The organism is Gilliamella sp. B2969, from assembly GCF_026536195.1.
GTDB lineage: Bacteria > Pseudomonadota > Gammaproteobacteria > Enterobacterales > Orbaceae > Gilliamella.
The window spans coordinates 119,233-136,200 of record NZ_JAFNOP010000003.1 but is presented as its reverse complement, the minus strand read 5'-3'; the positions used below and the strand labels follow the sequence as shown (position 1 = coordinate 136,200).

Genomic DNA, 16,968 nt, shown 5'->3' with positions numbered 1-16,968 from the left:
TATAGTTCACTTCATTCAGTTATTAAATTATAAAATTAATTATATATTCATAGTTTAGATTAAGGTATGTTACAATATTTTTAGTTATTTCTCCATAACCTAAAAAACAGTATAAGATGAAAGAAAATCTTTTTGTCAGTAAAATGACAACATTATTCAACAATACCCTCGAATCTTTACCCACTTTGCACATCGCTTTTTGTTTTGATGATAACTATGCTATGCCGGCTGGCATTGCAATGTCATCAGTGATAGTAAATAACCCCGATAAAAATCTAGTTTTCCACTTATTTGGTAATCATGTTTCAAATGAAAAAATTCTAAAATTTAATGAATTAAAAAAAACAAATGTTTCTATCATTTATTACGAAATTAGTGATGATTTTTCAATTAATCCCGACACATTGGTTTTACATGTGTCAGCATCGACTTGTTTGCGCTTTGTTGTTCCTCAAATTTTGAACAAAGTGACTTCTCGAGTGTTATATTTAGATTGTGATGTGCTTTGCACTGATAATCTTAATGAATTAATCAATACAGATTTAAATAATAAATATGCAGCTGTGGTGCCTGATGTAGATAAGACTCAAGAAAAACAGAGCACTGCATGTAATATTACTTATGGCGAATATTTTAATGCGGGTATGATTTATATCAATACAGATATGTGGGTAGAAAACAACTTAACCGATAAAGCATTTACTATGATAAATAGCGGTAAAGTCTATAAGTTTGCTGATCAGGATGTATTGAACATTTTAATGAAAGGTAAAACAGTATTTTTACCTCGACGATTTAATAATATCACTGCACTCACTGTTGGTGGAAAAGAGGATGATTTAGTTGGACAACGTTCTGTTATTATTCATTATGTTACCGGCAATAAACCTTGGTATCGATTGTATCTAACGCCACTTTATCAACAGTATCTGTTATTATCACCTTGGGCAAATGATAAACTATTACTAGCCAATGAGAATGCACCGTCGACAACAAGGCGTTATGCCAAAATGCTTGCTAAGGAGCATAAATATTTTTCAGCTTTCAAATATTATTTATTGTATTTAAAACATAAAGCTTTTAAAAAACACTAAAGGTTTATTTTGTGATTGATGTTGATAAATTTATTACTACAAAAAATGAATTATTATCTAACTTTATTAACAATGAAGATGTATTACATATTCTTTTATGTTTTGATGATAATTATGCCTTACCTGCTGGTGTAAATATTATTTCAGTTATCGAAAATAATAAAAAATATCAGCTTCATTTTCATTTGTTTACACACAGTATTTCAGATGAAAATAGAAAAAAATTTGCTTCAATAAACTCTAATAACGTTAATATAACTGAATATGTTATCAATGATCATTTTCAAGTTGATCATAAAAATACAGAGCAATTTCCAATTTCTGCATGTGTTCGATTAATTGCCCCTATGATTTTGAAACATGTCACTGACAGATTACTTTATATTGATAGTGATACACTTTGTCTTAAGTCTTTGGAATTTATCAATGAAACTAATTTAGATTCGGCAATTATTGCTGCTGTTGCCGATGTCGCTTATATGCAAGAGTCTCAATGCGTTAAATATAATATTGCCTTTGGTTCTTATTTTAATTCAGGTGTTATGTTAATTAATATTCCGTTATGGTGTCAGGAAAATATTACCTCTAAAACATTACAATTATTAAATAGTGGTAAAAAATACCAATTTCCAGACCAAGATGTATTAAATATTGCTATAGGTGAACGAAGAGTGATATTAGAAAATAGATTTAATAATCTATTAGCATTATCAATTAATGGAAATGAAGATGCTATGGTGCCAGACAATACGGTAATAATTCATTACATTACTAAAAATAAACCTTGGCATGAACCTTATCGATCTAAATTATTTGATTATTATTTAGAAAAATCACCATGGAAAAATGCCTCTTTAATCCCCTATAACAATAAAAAGACCTCATCAATTCGGGCATACTCTCGGTTGATGTTCAAGCAAAAAAAATATTTGGCGGGAATTAAACATTATCTTATTTATTTAAAAACAAAATTAAAAAAATAATATGCTATTTTTTTATTGGTTTTAACGGTAAATCAGGATTACAGTTTTAAAAGTTGATTTTTTTATGGTTATTCGATGAGTGAGTAATAGTTATATATTTTATTATATTAAAATAGCGTATCTATTACCGACCATGGTTAGATATATCTTTTTTCGGTGGTTACTGGTATAGTATACAACTTATTTTAGTCGTTAGTTGTTCAATTCAGTTACAATAAATCCATCATAATTTTGATGATGAAATCATTTTATTCTGACGTTATTCCTGAAATATTTTTCTTAATTTTATTGATGTGTTGAACTTATCTTATTCATTAGTAGGTGCATGTTAAGTGGTTGATGATTTTGCCGAGAATGGTTTACTGGCGAAAGCAATAGATGGTTTTGTGGCAAGAGAGCCGCAGCGCAATATGGCCAATAAAGTCTCGGAATCAATAAAAAAACAACGCTCTCTTGTGGTTGAAGCTGGCACAGGAACCGGTAAAACTTTTGCTTATCTTGTTCCCGCTCTTCGTAGTGATAAAAAAGTTATTCTATCTACTGGATCAAAAAATCTTCAAGAACAGTTATATAGTAAAGATTTGCCAATTATCAAAAAGGCGTTAAATTTTACTGGTAAAATAGCATTGCTTAAAGGTCGAGCTAATTATCTTTGTTTGGAACGTTTATATCATCAATATGCTGCCGCGGGGGACCTTGATAAAACGTTAAGGGTTGACTTAGCCCGTGTTAAAAATTGGTCGATTAAAACTAAAGATGGTGATATTAGCAAATGTACAACTGTAACTGAAGACAATCTGATTTGGCCATTATTAACCAGCACTAATGATAATTGCTTAGGAAGTGATTGTGAACATTATAATGATTGTTATGTTGTTAAAGCCCGTAAACGAGCGTTAAATGCTGATGTAGTTGTAGTTAATCATCATCTCTTTTTGGCTGATGTTGTTGTAAAAGACACGGGATTTGGCGAATTGATTCCTAAAGCCGATGTTATGATTTTTGATGAAGCTCATCAATTGCCGGATCTGGCTTGTCACTATTTTGGCCAACAATTGACTAGTCGTCAACTTTTTGATCTTGCTAAAGAAATTAACCTCACTTATCGCACTGAAGTAAAAGATATGTCGCAACTACAACAATGTGCAGATAAATTACAAAAATGTACTCAAGATTTACGTCTAGCAATTAATCAGCAATCGCCAAAAGGTAATTTGCGTTATTTATTTCATCAAGAAGACGTTAAAAAAGAATTATCTTATCTCATTGATGCGTTAACTTTTTGTCATGAAGTATTGCAACTAGCTGTTGGACGTTCTTCAACATTAGATAACTGTTTTGAAAGAGTCGGTCAATACAGCATGTTATTAAAGCGATTACAGCAAACCGATGTAACAGGATTCAGTTATTGGTATGAAAGTAGTTATAACTATTTTGTTTTTGCTTTAACGCCATTATCGGTGGCGGATAAATTTACAGAACTATTAGCAGAACGTAAAGGCAGTTGGATTTTTACTTCAGCAACGCTTTCTGTCAATAATCAATTAGATTATTTTACTAAACGTTTAGGTTTAACCGATGCCGATTCACTTATTTTAGAAAGTCCTTTTGATTATATACATCAAACGGTTTTATGTGTACCTCGTTATATTCCATCGCCAAATGAACAAGGGAATGCTGAAAAATTAGTTGATATCTTATTGCCAGTCATAGAAGCAAACAAAGGGCGTTGCTTCTTTTTATGCACTTCATATGCAATGATGCATGCTTTAGCTAAACAGTTTCGAGAATTGACAAAACTACCTGTTTTAGTACAAGGTGAAACCAGTAAAATCAAATTGTTAGATCAGTTTATCCACAGTGGTAATGCACTATTAATTGCAACAAGTAGTTTTTGGGAAGGAATTGATGTTAGGGGAGATACTTTGTCTTGTGTTATTATTGACAAACTCCCTTTTACATCACCTGATGATCCGTTAATTAAAGCGCGTATGGAAGATTGTCAAATGCAAGGTGGTGATGCCTTCAACGAAGTGCAGTTACCTGAAGCGGTGATTACTTTAAAACAGGGCGTAGGGCGATTAATTCGTCATCATAATGATCGCGGTGCAATTATAATCTGTGATAATCGTTTAGTTATGCGACCTTATGGTGCAACATTTATTAACAGTTTACCACCATCACCAAGAACACGTGATATAAACAAGGTTAAAGAATTTTTATTAAAAAAAGTTAACGGATAAAAAATTGGAAAAAACATGAGTACTATTTTAGCCATTGATACCTCAACAGAAGCTTGTTCAGTAGCTTTACTCTATTGTAATGAAATTACGCACGATTTTAAAATATCGGCCCGCGATCATACCAAACAAATTTTACCGATGATTGATAATATTCTTAAACAATCTAACTGTTCCCTGTCACAAATTGATGCAATCGCATTTGGACAAGGACCGGGTAGTTTTACGGGTGTACGTATTGGTATTGGTGTTGCTCAAGGGTTAGCATTAGGCATTAATAAACCCATGATAGGGGTATCAACGTTAATGACTTTAGCTCAAGGTGCTTATCGAACCAATCATGCAACGCACGTTTTAGCCGCCATTGATGCTAGAATGAGTGAGGTGTATTTAGGGCAATACCGTTATGAGCATAATCAATGGCAAGCTATGATTCCAGAATGCGTAATTGCACCTAAATGTGTTTTTGACAAAGTAGAAAATCTTAGTAGCGATACCTATAGTGCGGGAACCGGCTGGCAAACCTATCCTGATATGATAAACACTATCAAGCAAAGTGATATACTATTACCCCATGCTCAAGATTTGGTTGTTTTAGCTCAACAAAAATGGCAAAACAATGAATGGGTCTCGGTAGAGGATGTTGAACCGACCTATTTGCGCAATGAAGTCACTTGGAAAAAGCTTCCCGGTCGATAAAATAAAAGCCACAAACTGTGGCTTTTATTTTAGTAGATTACTTTTTATTCTTTAAAAAGTCCCAAATGTTCTTTTGCATAAGCTTCAAAATCTGTACAACCACCAATTGGTTTTTCATCAATGAAAATTTGTGGAACGGTTTCGACAGGTTTACCCACGCTTTTAGACAGATCTTCTTTAGTAATGCCTTCTTCGTTTATATCAACATAACGATAAGAAAAATCATCACGTTCTTGTGATAACTTTTCAGCTAATTCTTTAGCTCTTGAACAATATGGACAGCCCTGACGGCCAAAAATTACAGTATACATTTTTCACCTCTAATTATTTATTTAAGTTTATTTCACTATACTGAATTTTGATAGAAAAAAAAGCACTTAAACATAGTTAATTAAATAGATTATATCTATTGATAATAAATTTTGAAAGTAAATAGAACCTCAAATTTAATAATTAACATCAGATTGATTATTTATATGTCAATTTGAGCGTTATTGCGTTTAACGTGAATTTTATACTTTAGATGAAATAAGTTGCACTTAAATAAAACATCAACGCCACAAAATTAAAAATTATTCATGTAGTCGACAGTCATTTTGATTTTAGGCGAGATTTTTTAACATAAAAATAGATTAATATTTGTCTGTTTTGATCGGTTTCATTTTGCGAAAACTATCTATTAAAAATGATATTTCAAGTAGCTTAATATAAAATGGCATCTGGTTTATGCGTTTGTGTTCAATCTGTATCAAACGTAAAGTTTTTATTCAGTAAACTTATTAAATAGTGGGTATATATGTTAAAAAAATTATTGTTAATTCTATTAATATTCCCAGTTATCGCCGTAGCTAAACAAAAACAATGCGCTGTTAAACCCAGCTATGATATTACTATAACTGAAAAAAATGTGCGAATTTTCAATAAAAATAGTGATCTAACTATTTTATCTAATGGGAATGTCGAGCTCAATCAAAGCCCCGTTTTGCTAAATGCACAACAACAAAAACAGACGTTAATGTTTCAAAAGAATATTAGGCAACAGCTACCACAACTTGAACAGCAGGCTTTAACTATGTTGTCTAGCGTTAAATTTAGTTTTGAAAATGCGATTAAAAATAAGCTTGGCAATGATAGTAAGTTACAAAGTGAATTAAATAAATTATACAAAAGATTAGTAAAATTGTTACACCAGTCGATTATTACGGAAAATGGTAGAACAGAATTTCACTATCAAAATTTTAATAATTTGAAAAAAGATGGCGAAGAGATAGGCCAACGAATTTTTTATAATGTTGTGGGGGGGAGTCTAGTCAATTTTAACTTCTTTCAAAATTATGCCACAATCAATGAAATTTCAAAAAATGAATGGAAAGCACAAAAGCCAAAACTTAAGGCTTTTGATGCCCATATTTGTTCAGTTATTACTGATATAAATAATCAATATCAGCAAATATTAAGCGAACTCGAGCATTGATAAATAAGTCAATAGACATTGATACAAACTTTTGCGAAAATAGCCTATCTTAAACGATAGAATGAAAGACATAGAGATTTATGACAGCACGTATAATTGATGGCAAACAGTTAGCTCAGCAAATTAGAAATGACATTGCAAATAAAGTAAAAGAACGCGTCGCTAAAGGATTATCTATTCCTGGACTTGCTGTTATCCAAGTTGGTTCGGATCCGGCTTCAAAAATTTATGTGCAAAATAAACAAAAAGCATGTGATGAAGTTGGTTTTGCATCATTTGCTTATGATTTTCCTCAATCAACGACCGAAGCTTTGTTAACACTGATTGACGAGCTCAATGAGCGTAAAGATGTTCATGGTATCTTAGTGCAACTTCCGTTACCTGATAATATCGATAAAACTAAAGTCCTTGAACGGATCCATCCAAGTAAAGATGTTGACGGTTTTCACCCATATAATATCGGACATTTACTACAAAGAGACCCAATTTTACGTCCTTGTACGCCTTATGGCGTCGTGAAAATGTTACAATCAACAGGCGTCAATTTATCTGGACTGAATGCTACGGTTGTAGGCGCGTCGAGTATTGTTGGGCGACCAATGGCATTAGAACTGTTATTATTAGGTTGTACAACGACTATTACCCATAGCCGTACTATAGATTTAGCTAAACATGTAAGCAATGCTGATATTGTTGTTGCCGGTGTTGGAATAGCTAATTATGTAAAAGGTGAGTGGATAAAACCAGGTGCAATAGTGATTGATGTTGGTATTAATCGATTACCAAATGGTAAGCTTGCTGGTGATGTAGAGTTTGAAACTGCCGTTGAGCGAGCTGGATGGATAACGCCAGTTCCAGGCGGTGTTGGCCCTATGACTGTCGCTATGCTTATGAGTAACACCCTTGAAGCATGTGAAAAATTTAGTCATTGATTTGATAGATTCGATGAATTTTGGATTGGTAGATGTACATTAAAAAAATGGAAATAAGGAACATTTTATGATTATATTTCACACTTCTTTAGGTGATATTAAAATTAAAACCTTCGATAATGAAGCGCCAGAAACGGTTAAAAATTTTGTTGAATATTGCAAAGAGGGTTTTTACAACAACACTGTATTTCATCGTGTGATTAATAATTTTATGATTCAAGGTGGTGGTTTTGAACCTGGTATGAAACAGAAAAAAACCAAAGCACCTATTAAAAATGAAGCTGATAATGGTCTGAAAAATGATCGGGGTACTTTAGCGATGGCTCGCACCTCTGATCCTCATTCAGCGACTGCACAGTTTTTTATTAATGTAGTGGATAATGATTATTTGAATTATCGATCACCTGATGTAAATGGTTATGGTTATTGTGTATTTGCGCAGGTTGTTGATGGTATGGATGTGGTAGATAAAATTAAAGCAGTCAAAACAGGTCGAAGTGGCATGCATTCCGATGTGCCTGTTGAAGATGTGATTATCAAGAGTGTAACGGTTGAATAATCCTACTCGTTATTTTATTGCAGATATTCATCTTACTGATAATGAACCTGCTCACGATCATTTTGATATAACAGCAGGTTTTTTATCTTTCTTAGACAGTTTACCCGATCACTGTGAACTTTATATTTTAGGTGATCTTTTTGACTATTGGATTGGAGACGATGTCAATTCAATCTTACATAGTAAAATTGCCGATGCGCTAAATGAACTTTCTAACCGACATATAAAAAAGTATTTTGTACATGGTAATCGTGATTTTTTATTAGGTAAAAAATATGCTAATGCCTGTGATATGACAATATTGCCAGAGATTAATTGTTTACCTAATCAAGATAGCAATATTATATTTTTGCATGGTGATGTGTTATGTCTTGATGATCCACAATATCAAAAATTCCGTAAAGTAATGCATAAAAAATGGTTACAAACCCTTTTTTTATTATTGCCACTTCGTATTCGTTTAAAAATAGCAGGTAAACTGCGTCAAGAAAGCAGTGCACATAATCAAATCAAGTCAGAAAATATTATGGATGTTAATCAAGATGCCGTTGAAAACATGATGAGCAATTATAATGCTAACATAATGGTACATGGTCATACGCATAAACCGGCAACTCATCATTTTTTTATTAACAATCAGCCAGTAACTCGTCTGGTCCTTGGGGCTTGGCATGACGGTATATCTTTTATTAAGCAAGAAGCGAACAGTAATATTTTAAAACTTTATAACCACTCTTTTAAATAATCAGTTTGTAAAATGCTATCTTTTTCGCCAAAATCTCTTAATTTACCTTGTTCTAAGATTAATACATAGTTGGCGATACGCTTAACTTCATTTATGTTATGGGTGACGTAAATGACGGGTATTTTTATTTCATTAATTAACTGGTCGATATAACTTAACAGCTCTTTTTTTCTCGGCATATCCAGGGCTGATAATGGTTCATCCATTAATAATAATTGTGGGTTAGTTAATAACGCTCGTCCAATAGCAACACGTTGTTTTTCTCCGCCAGATAGCATGGCAGGATAACGATTTAATAAATGACCAATATTAAGTACTTCAATCATTTCATCTAATTTTTGCGAACTAAGTTTTTTTATACCATAAGTTAAGTTTTTCAACACCTTATAGTGAGGAAACAACAAAGCATCTTGAAAGACGGTCGCAATGTTTCGTTTTTCAGGCGGAATAAAAATATTTTGAGTGGTGGCAACCAACGTCACTTGGTTAAGCGAGATATTGCCATGATCAGGTTTAATCAATCCATTAATAAGATTTATTAAAGTTGATTTTCCCGAGCCTGATACGCCTAAAATTGCTGTCACTCCTTGGCAAGGTATTGAGTGTTTAAATTCAAATGCAAAGGAAGATAGTTGTTTTTTTACATCTATTTCTAACATAACTCATTATCCAAATAATTTCTTCTTGTGCCAACGATTGAGCATTTCGGATAAAAATAGTGCCGCCAAAGACAACACAATGGATATTATACATAACCTCAATGCAGCATGTTCGCCATTAGGCATTTGTAACAGCGTATACATAGCAAGCGGTAGTGTTCGCGTTTCACCTTGGATATTAGAAACAAAAGTAATAGTTGCACCAAATTCACCTAAACATCTTGCAAAACCTAATACAATCCCCATTAAAATGCCAGGAAATGCTAATGGTAGCGTAATTGTTATAAATACTTTTAATGGATTTGCGCCTAATGTTCGAGCAACACATTCTAAACGTAAATCGATGGATTCAATTGCTAGACGAATGGAGCGAACCATCAATGGAAATGCCACAACTGCCGATGCTAATGCAGCACCTTGCCAATTAAAACTAAAGCTTATCTGTAAATAATAACTTAACCACTCCCCTATAAAGCCATGTCGTCCCATGGTTATTAGCAGCAAATAACCTAAAACGACAGGGGGTAAAACTAGAGGCAAATGCACAATACTATCAAAAAGTGATTTACCTAAAAATTGGCATCTAGCTAAAATCCATGCAGTCAAAATACCAATTGGTAAACTGAATAAAATTGCAGCCCCCGCGATTTTTAAGCTCAGTAGCAGTGTTTGCCATTCATATTCGGTCAATATCATGATTTTTATTATTTTGTTACAAAACCATATTTTTCAAATATGCGTTTAGCTTCAGGTGATTTTAAATATTGATAAAACTCTTTCGCTTCGGGTTTTAACAATGCTATTGGGTACTCAATAGGATCAAATGAGTTAGCTGGAAAAACACCAATGATTTTGACTTTATCACTAACTTTTGCATCTGTGCTATATACAATGCCTAATGCAGCTTCGTTACGTTCAACCAGCATTAACGCATCACGTACATTACTTGCTGGTGCAAATTGTGGAGCTAATTTATCAAATACACCTAAATAAGTTAAGGATTCTTTGGCATACAATCCAGCCGGAACATGATCAGGATCGCCAATCGCTAATCTTTCTGTTTTAGGTAAAATTGCATTCCAGTCAGTGCTACTATTAATATCGATTTTTTCTAATTTTGACTGTTGTGGTGCGATTAATACTAAAGAATTTTTAAGTAAATCTTCTTTGTTTTTAACTAAATTATGTTCTATTAAATAAGTCATCCATTTTTGATCTGCTGACATAAAAATATCAGCGGGCGCACCTTGTTCGATCTGTTTGGCTAATACCGATGACGAAGCGAACGAAAATATAATTTCCTGATTTTTGTGATTTGTTTTATATTCAGCTGCAATATCTTGCATCGCATTGGTTAATGATGCCGCTGCAAATAGGGTTACTTTTTCAATAGCTAAAGTGGAAAATGTGGTTAATAAGGTTGTTATCATTAAAAAAATGTTAATACGTGTTTTCATCATATCCCTCACGCTAAAAATAACTTATGTAATTTTGTAAATTGATGATGATGCGTAAAGCGGTAACTGAGATTTAACATAAAAATCGATAATTAAAACCGCTAACATATCGCTCACTCATCAGATGCATCATATTATAATAAACTTTCCGTTATATAAAATAAAATATATCGATAAATTGATAAACCTTTTCCAGATTTAATCATAAGTTAATGATTGTAAATTGGATTGTTCAAAATAACTTAATTATATAATTGATCTAAGAGATCGTTGAAAAGAACATAATTCACTTGACGTAAGTTTTTTGAAGGTCGTTGAAAAAACGTCTACAATAATTGAAATTATCTGAATAAGATGTTTTTCAGTTTATCAAGGTGGTGTCATGAGCTTTTCTCCAGAAATTTTATTAACTATAAATTCAAATCAGCAATTATTTACTGATCCAAGGCGTATAGCATTACTTAAAGCCATTGACCAAACCGGTTCTTTAAGCCAAGCCGCCAAATCAATTGGCATAAGCTACAAAACAGCTTGGGATGCAATAAGCGAAATTAATCGTTTAGCGCCTACGCCATTTTTGATAACGATAACTGGAGGTAAAAATGGTGGGGGAACCAAACTCAGTGCTTATGCCGTCAGATTTATTCAACTTTATGATCTTTTGACTCACATACAGCATAACGCGTTTAATATTTTAAGTGATGATAACGTTCCCCTGGATGATATTTTAAAAGCTACGGCAAAATTATCATTACAAACCAGTGCACGTAATCAATTATATGGCAGTGTTAAACGGATTGAGACCAATAACATTGCCGGTTTTATTACGGTTTTGCTTGGCGATAATCAAACGGAATTAAAAGCTTATATAACTCACAAAAGTCTCGAAAGGTTAAAGTTAACTATGGACAAGACTGTGCTACTGTTAATTAAAGCTCCCTTGATTGAATTAAATGATTCGCTTGAAAATTGTTTATCAGTAACAGTTGAGAAAGTCACAACAGATGGTGAGTGGACTGAAATTGCCTTTTGTTTAGCATCAGGTATGATGCTTTATGCAAGTAAATTAACGAATACAGTTAAAGATTATGCATTAGTTGCAGGCAAAAAGCTGACAATATCAATTGATCCTCAGCATATTATTGTTGCTACATTAGTTTAATTTGAGGTATTTATGTTACATATTGAACACGCACACTATAAAATTAATGATCATAAAGTTTTTGTTATCGAATCATTAACCATCAATCAGGGGCATAGTGTTGCTTTTGTTGGACGTAATGGCAGCGGTAAATCAGTTCTAGCTAAAGCATTAGCCGGTGAACAACCGTTGCTATCGGGTAATGTGATTAATGAGTTTGAATCAATAGCGTATATTTCTTTTGAACAATTACAAAAGTTGGTCGATGAAGAATGGAAGCGCAATAATACTGATATGCTTAGTGAAGGCGAAAATGATACAGGATTAACGACATCGCAAATCATACAGGAATTTAAAACAGATGAAGAGCGATGTTTACAGTTGGCTAAACAGTTTGGTATTAGTCAGCTGCTGACTAGAAAATTTAAATACTTGTCAACAGGTGAAACACGAAAAACGCTAATTTGCAAAGCGTTAATGTCAAATCCCGATTTATTAATTTTAGATGAACCTTTTGATGGTTTAGATGTTTTATCGCGTGAAAATTTAGCCGAAAAGCTTGGTGAATTGTCTAAACAGGGGGTAACAATCGTATTAGTATTAAATCGTTTTAATGAAATTCCCATTTTTATTGAAGATATTGGTCTGCTTGTTGAATGTCAGCTCTTGAAATTTGGTAGCAGAGCAACAATATTAAATGACGAAACAGTTAAACAGCTAGCTGATCTAGAAAGCTTACCCAATGTACCTTTACCTGATGCAGATGTGCCTCCCGCTGCATTATCCAACAAAATCGATCGTGTAGTTTTAAATAATGGCTATGTCCATTACGATGATAAAGCTATTATCGATGGGTTAACTTGGCGGGTAAAAGCGGGTGAAAACTGGCAAATAGTTGGACCTAATGGTGCAGGTAAATCAACGCTATTAAGTTTAATTACCGGTGATCATCCTCAAGGATACAGTAATGATCTAACATTATTTGGTCGTAAACGAGGTTCAGGTGAAACTATTTGGGACATTAAAAAGCATATTGGCTATGTTAGTAGTAGTTTACACCTTGATTATCGTGTCAGTTCCAGCGTTAAAACAGTACTCGTTTCGGGTTTTTTTGACTCAATTGGTGTCTATCAAGCCACAAGCGATAAACAAGCAAAGCTAGCCGATGAATGGCTTAAATTGTTAGGATTATACACACAAGCTGATAAGCCTTTTCAATCTCTATCGTGGGGGCAGCAACGATTAGTGCTAATAGCTCGTGCTTTAGTTAAACATCCAACCTTGCTGATTTTAGATGAACCATTGCAAGGATTAGATCATCTTAACCGAGAATTAGTCAAAGGTTGGATGGATCGATTAATCAAGGAAGGAAACACGCAATTATTGTTTGTGTCGCATCATGCCGAAGATGCGCCAAAATGTATCACTCATCGTTTAACTTTTGTTCCTAATTTCGATCTCAGCTATCAATACCAAATTGAGACACTTAAGTAATCATTAGTTAATAGCTATTAAAATCAGTATTAAAAATAGAAATAATCAATAAAAAAAACGTATTTTAATCATGAAATTTTTACTTGATTATTGAAAAAAGTTTATAACGGTTATACTTAGAGAGTTATCCCCGATGCCTGTGGATAACTCTGTGAATAGTTTATTGAAAAACGCTCAAACTTCAATAACCATCAGGTTTTAGCTTGGTTTGGTTACAAGTTAAGCATGAATTTGTATTTTATTATTAATCAATTAGTTATCTTAAATCAAGTTATCTTTTTAAGGTGTGTTTGGTGAGTTTTTAAGTTAACTGAACAAAAAATATAAGATTTTAAAAGGTCAAGTCTTTTTGGGGATAATTTTTATTAATAGGTAAAATATTAGGTCACAAGTAATGAAAAAATTTAAATTATGTTCTGAATTTAAACCTGCTGGCGATCAACCTGAAGCCATTAGACGAATAAGTCAAAATCTTGATGACGGTATTGCCCATCAAACATTATTAGGTGTAACGGGGTCGGGTAAAACCTTTACTATGGCAAATGTTATTGCTCAGCATAATCGTCCAACAATTATTTTGGCGCCAAATAAAACGTTAGCCGCCCAATTATATGGTGAAATGAAAGCGTTTTTTCCTGAAAACGCGGTTGAGTATTTTGTCTCTTATTATGATTATTATCAGCCTGAATCTTATGTGCCATCAACCGATACTTTTATCGAGAAGGATGCGTCGATCAATGAACATATTGAACAGATGCGCCTTTCGGCCACTAAATCACTATTGGAGCGACGCGATGTTGTGATTGTTGCATCGGTATCAGCAATTTATGGTTTGGGAGCGCCCGAGACCTATATGGCGATGATTTTGCACCTGACTAAAGGCACCATTACCGATCAACGCTCAATCTTAACCAGATTGGCTGAACTACAATATACTCGCAATGAAATGGGTTTTAGTCGTGGTACATTTAGAGTAAGAGGTGATGTGATTGATATTTTTCCTGCCGATTCAGACGAGTTAGCTGTACGAGTTGAACTGTTTGATGATGAAGTAGAACGCATTACTATGTTTGATCCTTTAACAGGCAGTAGTGTTAATGATGTCTCGCGGATTACTATTTATCCAAAAACCCATTATGTTACACCAAGAAACATTATGGAAAACGCTATTGCTGAAATTAAGCAAGAACTTAAAGAACGGCAAAAAGTATTGTTAGAGAATAATCGCCTGTTAGAAGAGCAGCGCTTAACTCAGCGAACACTATTTGATATTGAAATGATGACTGAACTTGGGTACTGTTCAGGTATCGAAAACTATTCCCGCTTTTTATCTCAGCGTAAACCCGGTGATCCGCCTGCAACCTTATTTGATTACTTACCTGCTGATGGTTTACTGTTTATTGATGAATCACACGTTGCAATACCCCAAATTGGTGCAATGTATAATGGCGACCGTTCACGTAAATTAAATTTAGTTGAGTATGGATTTCGTTTACCGTCAGCACTGGATAACCGTCCATTGAAATTCACGGAATTTGAAAACATTATGCCACAAACTATTTATGTTTCGGCAACGCCAGCTAAATACGAGATTGAAAAATCAGGTGGTGAAATTATTGAACAAGTAGTGAGACCGACTGGTTTATTAGATCCGATTATTGAAGTTCGCCCTGTCGCGACTCAAGTTGATGATCTTTTATCCGAAATTAAAATTCGAATGGAAAACGAAGAGCGGGTATTAGTAACAACACTAACCAAACGTATGGCTGAAAACTTAACAGATTATTTATCCGAGCATAATGTGAATGTGAAATATTTACATTCCGATATCAATACGGTTGAACGGATGGAAATTATTCGTGATTTACGCTTAGGTAAAGTTGATGTATTGGTTGGTATAAACTTATTACGTGAAGGATTAGATATTCCTGAGGTGTCGTTAATTGCTATTTTGGATGCGGACCGAGAAGGCTTTTTGCGTTCAGAAAGTTCACTCATTCAGACAGTTGGACGTGCAGCCCGAAATGTAAATGGTAAGGCCATATTGTATGCTGATAAAATCACGCCAGCTATGCAAAAAACCATTGATGAAACAGCCCGTCGTCGTAAAAAACAGGAAGATTTCAATCAAGCTCATGGTATAACACCAAAATCAGTACGCAAAGAGATTAAAGATATTTTAGATGCAGGATTAAGTACTAAAAAATCAACGGCTAAAGTACAAGCATTTGAACCGGGTAAACCTTATCATTATGTTTCTATAAAAGAAGTTCAAGCAAGGGTGAAAGAACTTGAAGCCATGATGTACGAAGCTGCTCAAAATCTCGAGTTTGAAAAAGCTGGTGTATTACGTGATGAAATAAAAAAATTACGTGCTGATTTTATTAAAGTCTCTTAAAAAACTCATCAAAAAAGGAAAACATGATGACAATTATTCGACTCGATCCACAAGACCGTTGGTCTGAAGCGGTTATTCACAATAATGTAATTTATTACACGAGTGTGCCAAGCAATTTAGTTAATAATGCCTATGAACAAACCAAAAGTGCTTTGGCTGAAATAGACAAAATTTTAGCTAGAGCAAACAGTGATAAAGCCCGTATTTTAGATGCAACTCTATTTTTGGTAAACAAAAGCGATTTTGCTGCTATGAATAAAGCGTGGGACGAATGGGTTGCTCACGGCGATGCTCCCGTGCGCTGCACAGTCCATACCGGATTAATGAAAAGTGAGTATTTAGTCGAAATAAAAATCGTTGCAGCAGTGAAGGTTTAATGTTGTAAAATAAACAACTCAATAATAGTTGGTGAATAATTACTTGATTATTCTAGATAGACTAAAATGGTAATATTATTAGCTTATTTTAGTAATAATATTATCACTACTAGTGAGTTTTTCTTGTCATCTTACATATTGATTATTATCCCATTTGCTAAATTTTAGTGTATACTTTGAAAACTTTAAATTTCATCTATTGATATAATTTGCTATGCATACTCAAGCTAAAATTGCCATTGTAATGGGATCGAAAAGTGATTGGAGCACAATGCAACATGCTGCCGATATACTCGATACACTTACAGTTAGTTATCATGTTGAAATAGTTTCAGCCCATCGAACGCCTGATAAATTGTTTCAATTTGCTCAAGATGCTAAACGTCGAGGTTTTGATGTCATCATTGCTGGTGCTGGTGGTGCTGCTCATTTACCCGGTATGCTAGCGGCGAAAACACTGGTACCCGTATTAGGCGTACCCGTACAAAGTGCCACACTAAATGGTATTGACAGCTTATATTCCATTGTACAAATGCCTAAAGGTATTCCGGTTGGTACCTTAGCGATTGGTAAGGCTGGGGCTGCTAATGCTGCATTATTAGCTGTGCAAATTCTGGCTTTACATGATAAAGACATCTATCAACGATTATCAACTTGGCGTTTAAGTCAAACTGATGAAGTTTTAAATAACCCCGATCCAAGAGTCGATGCATAAT

General features: G+C 33.8%; 17 protein-coding genes. 13 read left to right on the top strand and 4 right to left on the bottom strand.

The features are described from left to right. Positions 1–116 precede the first annotated feature (116 nt). The 4 genes from J3U66_RS03625 (at position 117) to tsaB (ending at position 5,016) form a co-directional block, all read left to right on the top strand. Positions 117–1,094, top strand: coding sequence for a glycosyltransferase family 8 protein (locus J3U66_RS03625; RefSeq protein WP_267348002.1), 978 nt, complete (start codon positions 117–119; stop codon positions 1,092–1,094). A gap of 11 nt (positions 1,095–1,105) precedes the next feature. Continuing rightward, entirely contained in the window at positions 1,106–2,077 is a 972-nt protein-coding gene (locus J3U66_RS03620) for a glycosyltransferase family 8 protein (RefSeq protein WP_267333161.1), read from the top strand. Between the two features lie 332 nt (positions 2,078–2,409). After that, complete coding sequence (locus J3U66_RS03615; RefSeq protein WP_267343792.1) at positions 2,410–4,320, top strand: ATP-dependent DNA helicase; 1,911 nt, start codon at positions 2,410–2,412, stop codon at positions 4,318–4,320. Between the two features lie 15 nt (positions 4,321–4,335). Continuing rightward, the gene (gene tsaB / locus J3U66_RS03610) at positions 4,336–5,016 is read left to right on the top strand and encodes a tRNA (adenosine(37)-N6)-threonylcarbamoyltransferase complex dimerization subunit type 1 TsaB (RefSeq protein ID WP_267343793.1); all 681 of its coding nucleotides are present in this window, start codon (positions 4,336–4,338) and stop codon (positions 5,014–5,016) included. A 44-nt stretch (positions 5,017–5,060) separates the two neighbouring features. Here the strand turns inward: tsaB and J3U66_RS03605 are convergent, their stop codons facing one another. Next, positions 5,061–5,327, bottom strand: a complete 267-nt coding sequence (locus J3U66_RS03605) for a GrxA family glutaredoxin (protein WP_065634979.1) — start codon at positions 5,325–5,327, stop codon at positions 5,061–5,063. A 485-nt stretch (positions 5,328–5,812) separates the two neighbouring features. Between J3U66_RS03605 and J3U66_RS03600 the strand changes: the two genes are divergently transcribed. The 4 genes from J3U66_RS03600 to J3U66_RS03585 all read left to right on the top strand — a co-directional run bounded on the left by J3U66_RS03600 (position 5,813) and on the right by J3U66_RS03585 (position 8,726). Then, complete coding sequence (locus J3U66_RS03600) at positions 5,813–6,490, top strand: DUF2884 family protein (protein WP_267333158.1); 678 nt, start codon at positions 5,813–5,815, stop codon at positions 6,488–6,490. An 80-nt stretch (positions 6,491–6,570) separates the two neighbouring features. Beyond that, complete coding sequence (gene folD, locus J3U66_RS03595) at positions 6,571–7,422, top strand: bifunctional methylenetetrahydrofolate dehydrogenase/methenyltetrahydrofolate cyclohydrolase FolD (protein ID WP_267333157.1); 852 nt, start codon at positions 6,571–6,573, stop codon at positions 7,420–7,422. 67 nt (positions 7,423–7,489) lie between these two features. Further along, the gene (gene ppiB / locus J3U66_RS03590) at positions 7,490–7,981 is read left to right on the top strand and encodes a peptidylprolyl isomerase B (protein WP_065634976.1); all 492 of its coding nucleotides are present in this window, start codon (positions 7,490–7,492) and stop codon (positions 7,979–7,981) included. Next, entirely contained in the window at positions 7,974–8,726 is a 753-nt protein-coding gene (locus J3U66_RS03585) for a UDP-2,3-diacylglucosamine diphosphatase (RefSeq protein ID WP_267343796.1), read from the top strand. Before ppiB ends, J3U66_RS03585 begins: the two co-directional genes overlap by 8 nt. Here J3U66_RS03585 and modC read toward each other — a convergent pair. Genes modC through modA form a run of 3 tightly spaced genes read right to left on the bottom strand, consistent with a single transcriptional unit; the run spans position 8,705 to position 10,845 of the window. Continuing rightward, positions 8,705–9,385, bottom strand: coding sequence for a molybdenum ABC transporter ATP-binding protein (gene modC / locus J3U66_RS03580; RefSeq protein WP_267343797.1), 681 nt, complete (start codon positions 9,383–9,385; stop codon positions 8,705–8,707). The genes J3U66_RS03585 and modC overlap by 22 nt on opposite strands. A 6-nt stretch (positions 9,386–9,391) precedes the next feature. After that, entirely contained in the window at positions 9,392–10,081 is a 690-nt protein-coding gene (gene modB / locus J3U66_RS03575) for a molybdate ABC transporter permease subunit (protein WP_267343798.1), read from the bottom strand. An 8-nt stretch (positions 10,082–10,089) separates the two neighbouring features. After that, on the bottom strand, positions 10,090–10,845 hold the full coding sequence (gene modA, locus J3U66_RS03570) for a molybdate ABC transporter substrate-binding protein (RefSeq protein ID WP_416379714.1): 756 nt from the start codon (positions 10,843–10,845) through the stop codon (positions 10,090–10,092). A 379-nt stretch (positions 10,846–11,224) separates the two neighbouring features. Here modA and J3U66_RS03565 point away from each other — a divergent pair, with 379 nt between their 5' ends. The 5 genes from J3U66_RS03565 (at position 11,225) to purE (ending at position 16,967) form a co-directional block, all read left to right on the top strand. Further along, positions 11,225–12,004 (top strand): TOBE domain-containing protein, encoded by a 780-nt coding sequence (locus tag J3U66_RS03565; RefSeq protein ID WP_267343799.1) that lies wholly within the window; start codon positions 11,225–11,227, stop codon positions 12,002–12,004. Between the two features lie 12 nt (positions 12,005–12,016). Further along, on the top strand, positions 12,017–13,477 hold the full coding sequence (modF, locus tag J3U66_RS03560; protein ID WP_267348000.1) for a molybdate ABC transporter ATP-binding protein ModF: 1,461 nt from the start codon (positions 12,017–12,019) through the stop codon (positions 13,475–13,477). Positions 13,478–13,871: 394 nt separating this feature from the next. After that, positions 13,872–15,875 (top strand): excinuclease ABC subunit UvrB, encoded by a 2,004-nt coding sequence (gene uvrB / locus J3U66_RS03555; RefSeq protein ID WP_267333150.1) that lies wholly within the window; start codon positions 13,872–13,874, stop codon positions 15,873–15,875. A 26-nt stretch (positions 15,876–15,901) separates the two neighbouring features. Beyond that, on the top strand, positions 15,902–16,252 hold the full coding sequence (locus J3U66_RS03550) for a RidA family protein (protein ID WP_267347999.1): 351 nt from the start codon (positions 15,902–15,904) through the stop codon (positions 16,250–16,252). Between the two features lie 214 nt (positions 16,253–16,466). After that, positions 16,467–16,967 carry a 5-(carboxyamino)imidazole ribonucleotide mutase gene (gene purE / locus J3U66_RS03545; protein WP_267333148.1) on the top strand — a complete coding sequence of 167 codons (501 nt, stop codon included), beginning with the start codon at positions 16,467–16,469 and terminating at the stop codon, positions 16,965–16,967. Position 16,968: the final 1 nt, after the last annotated feature.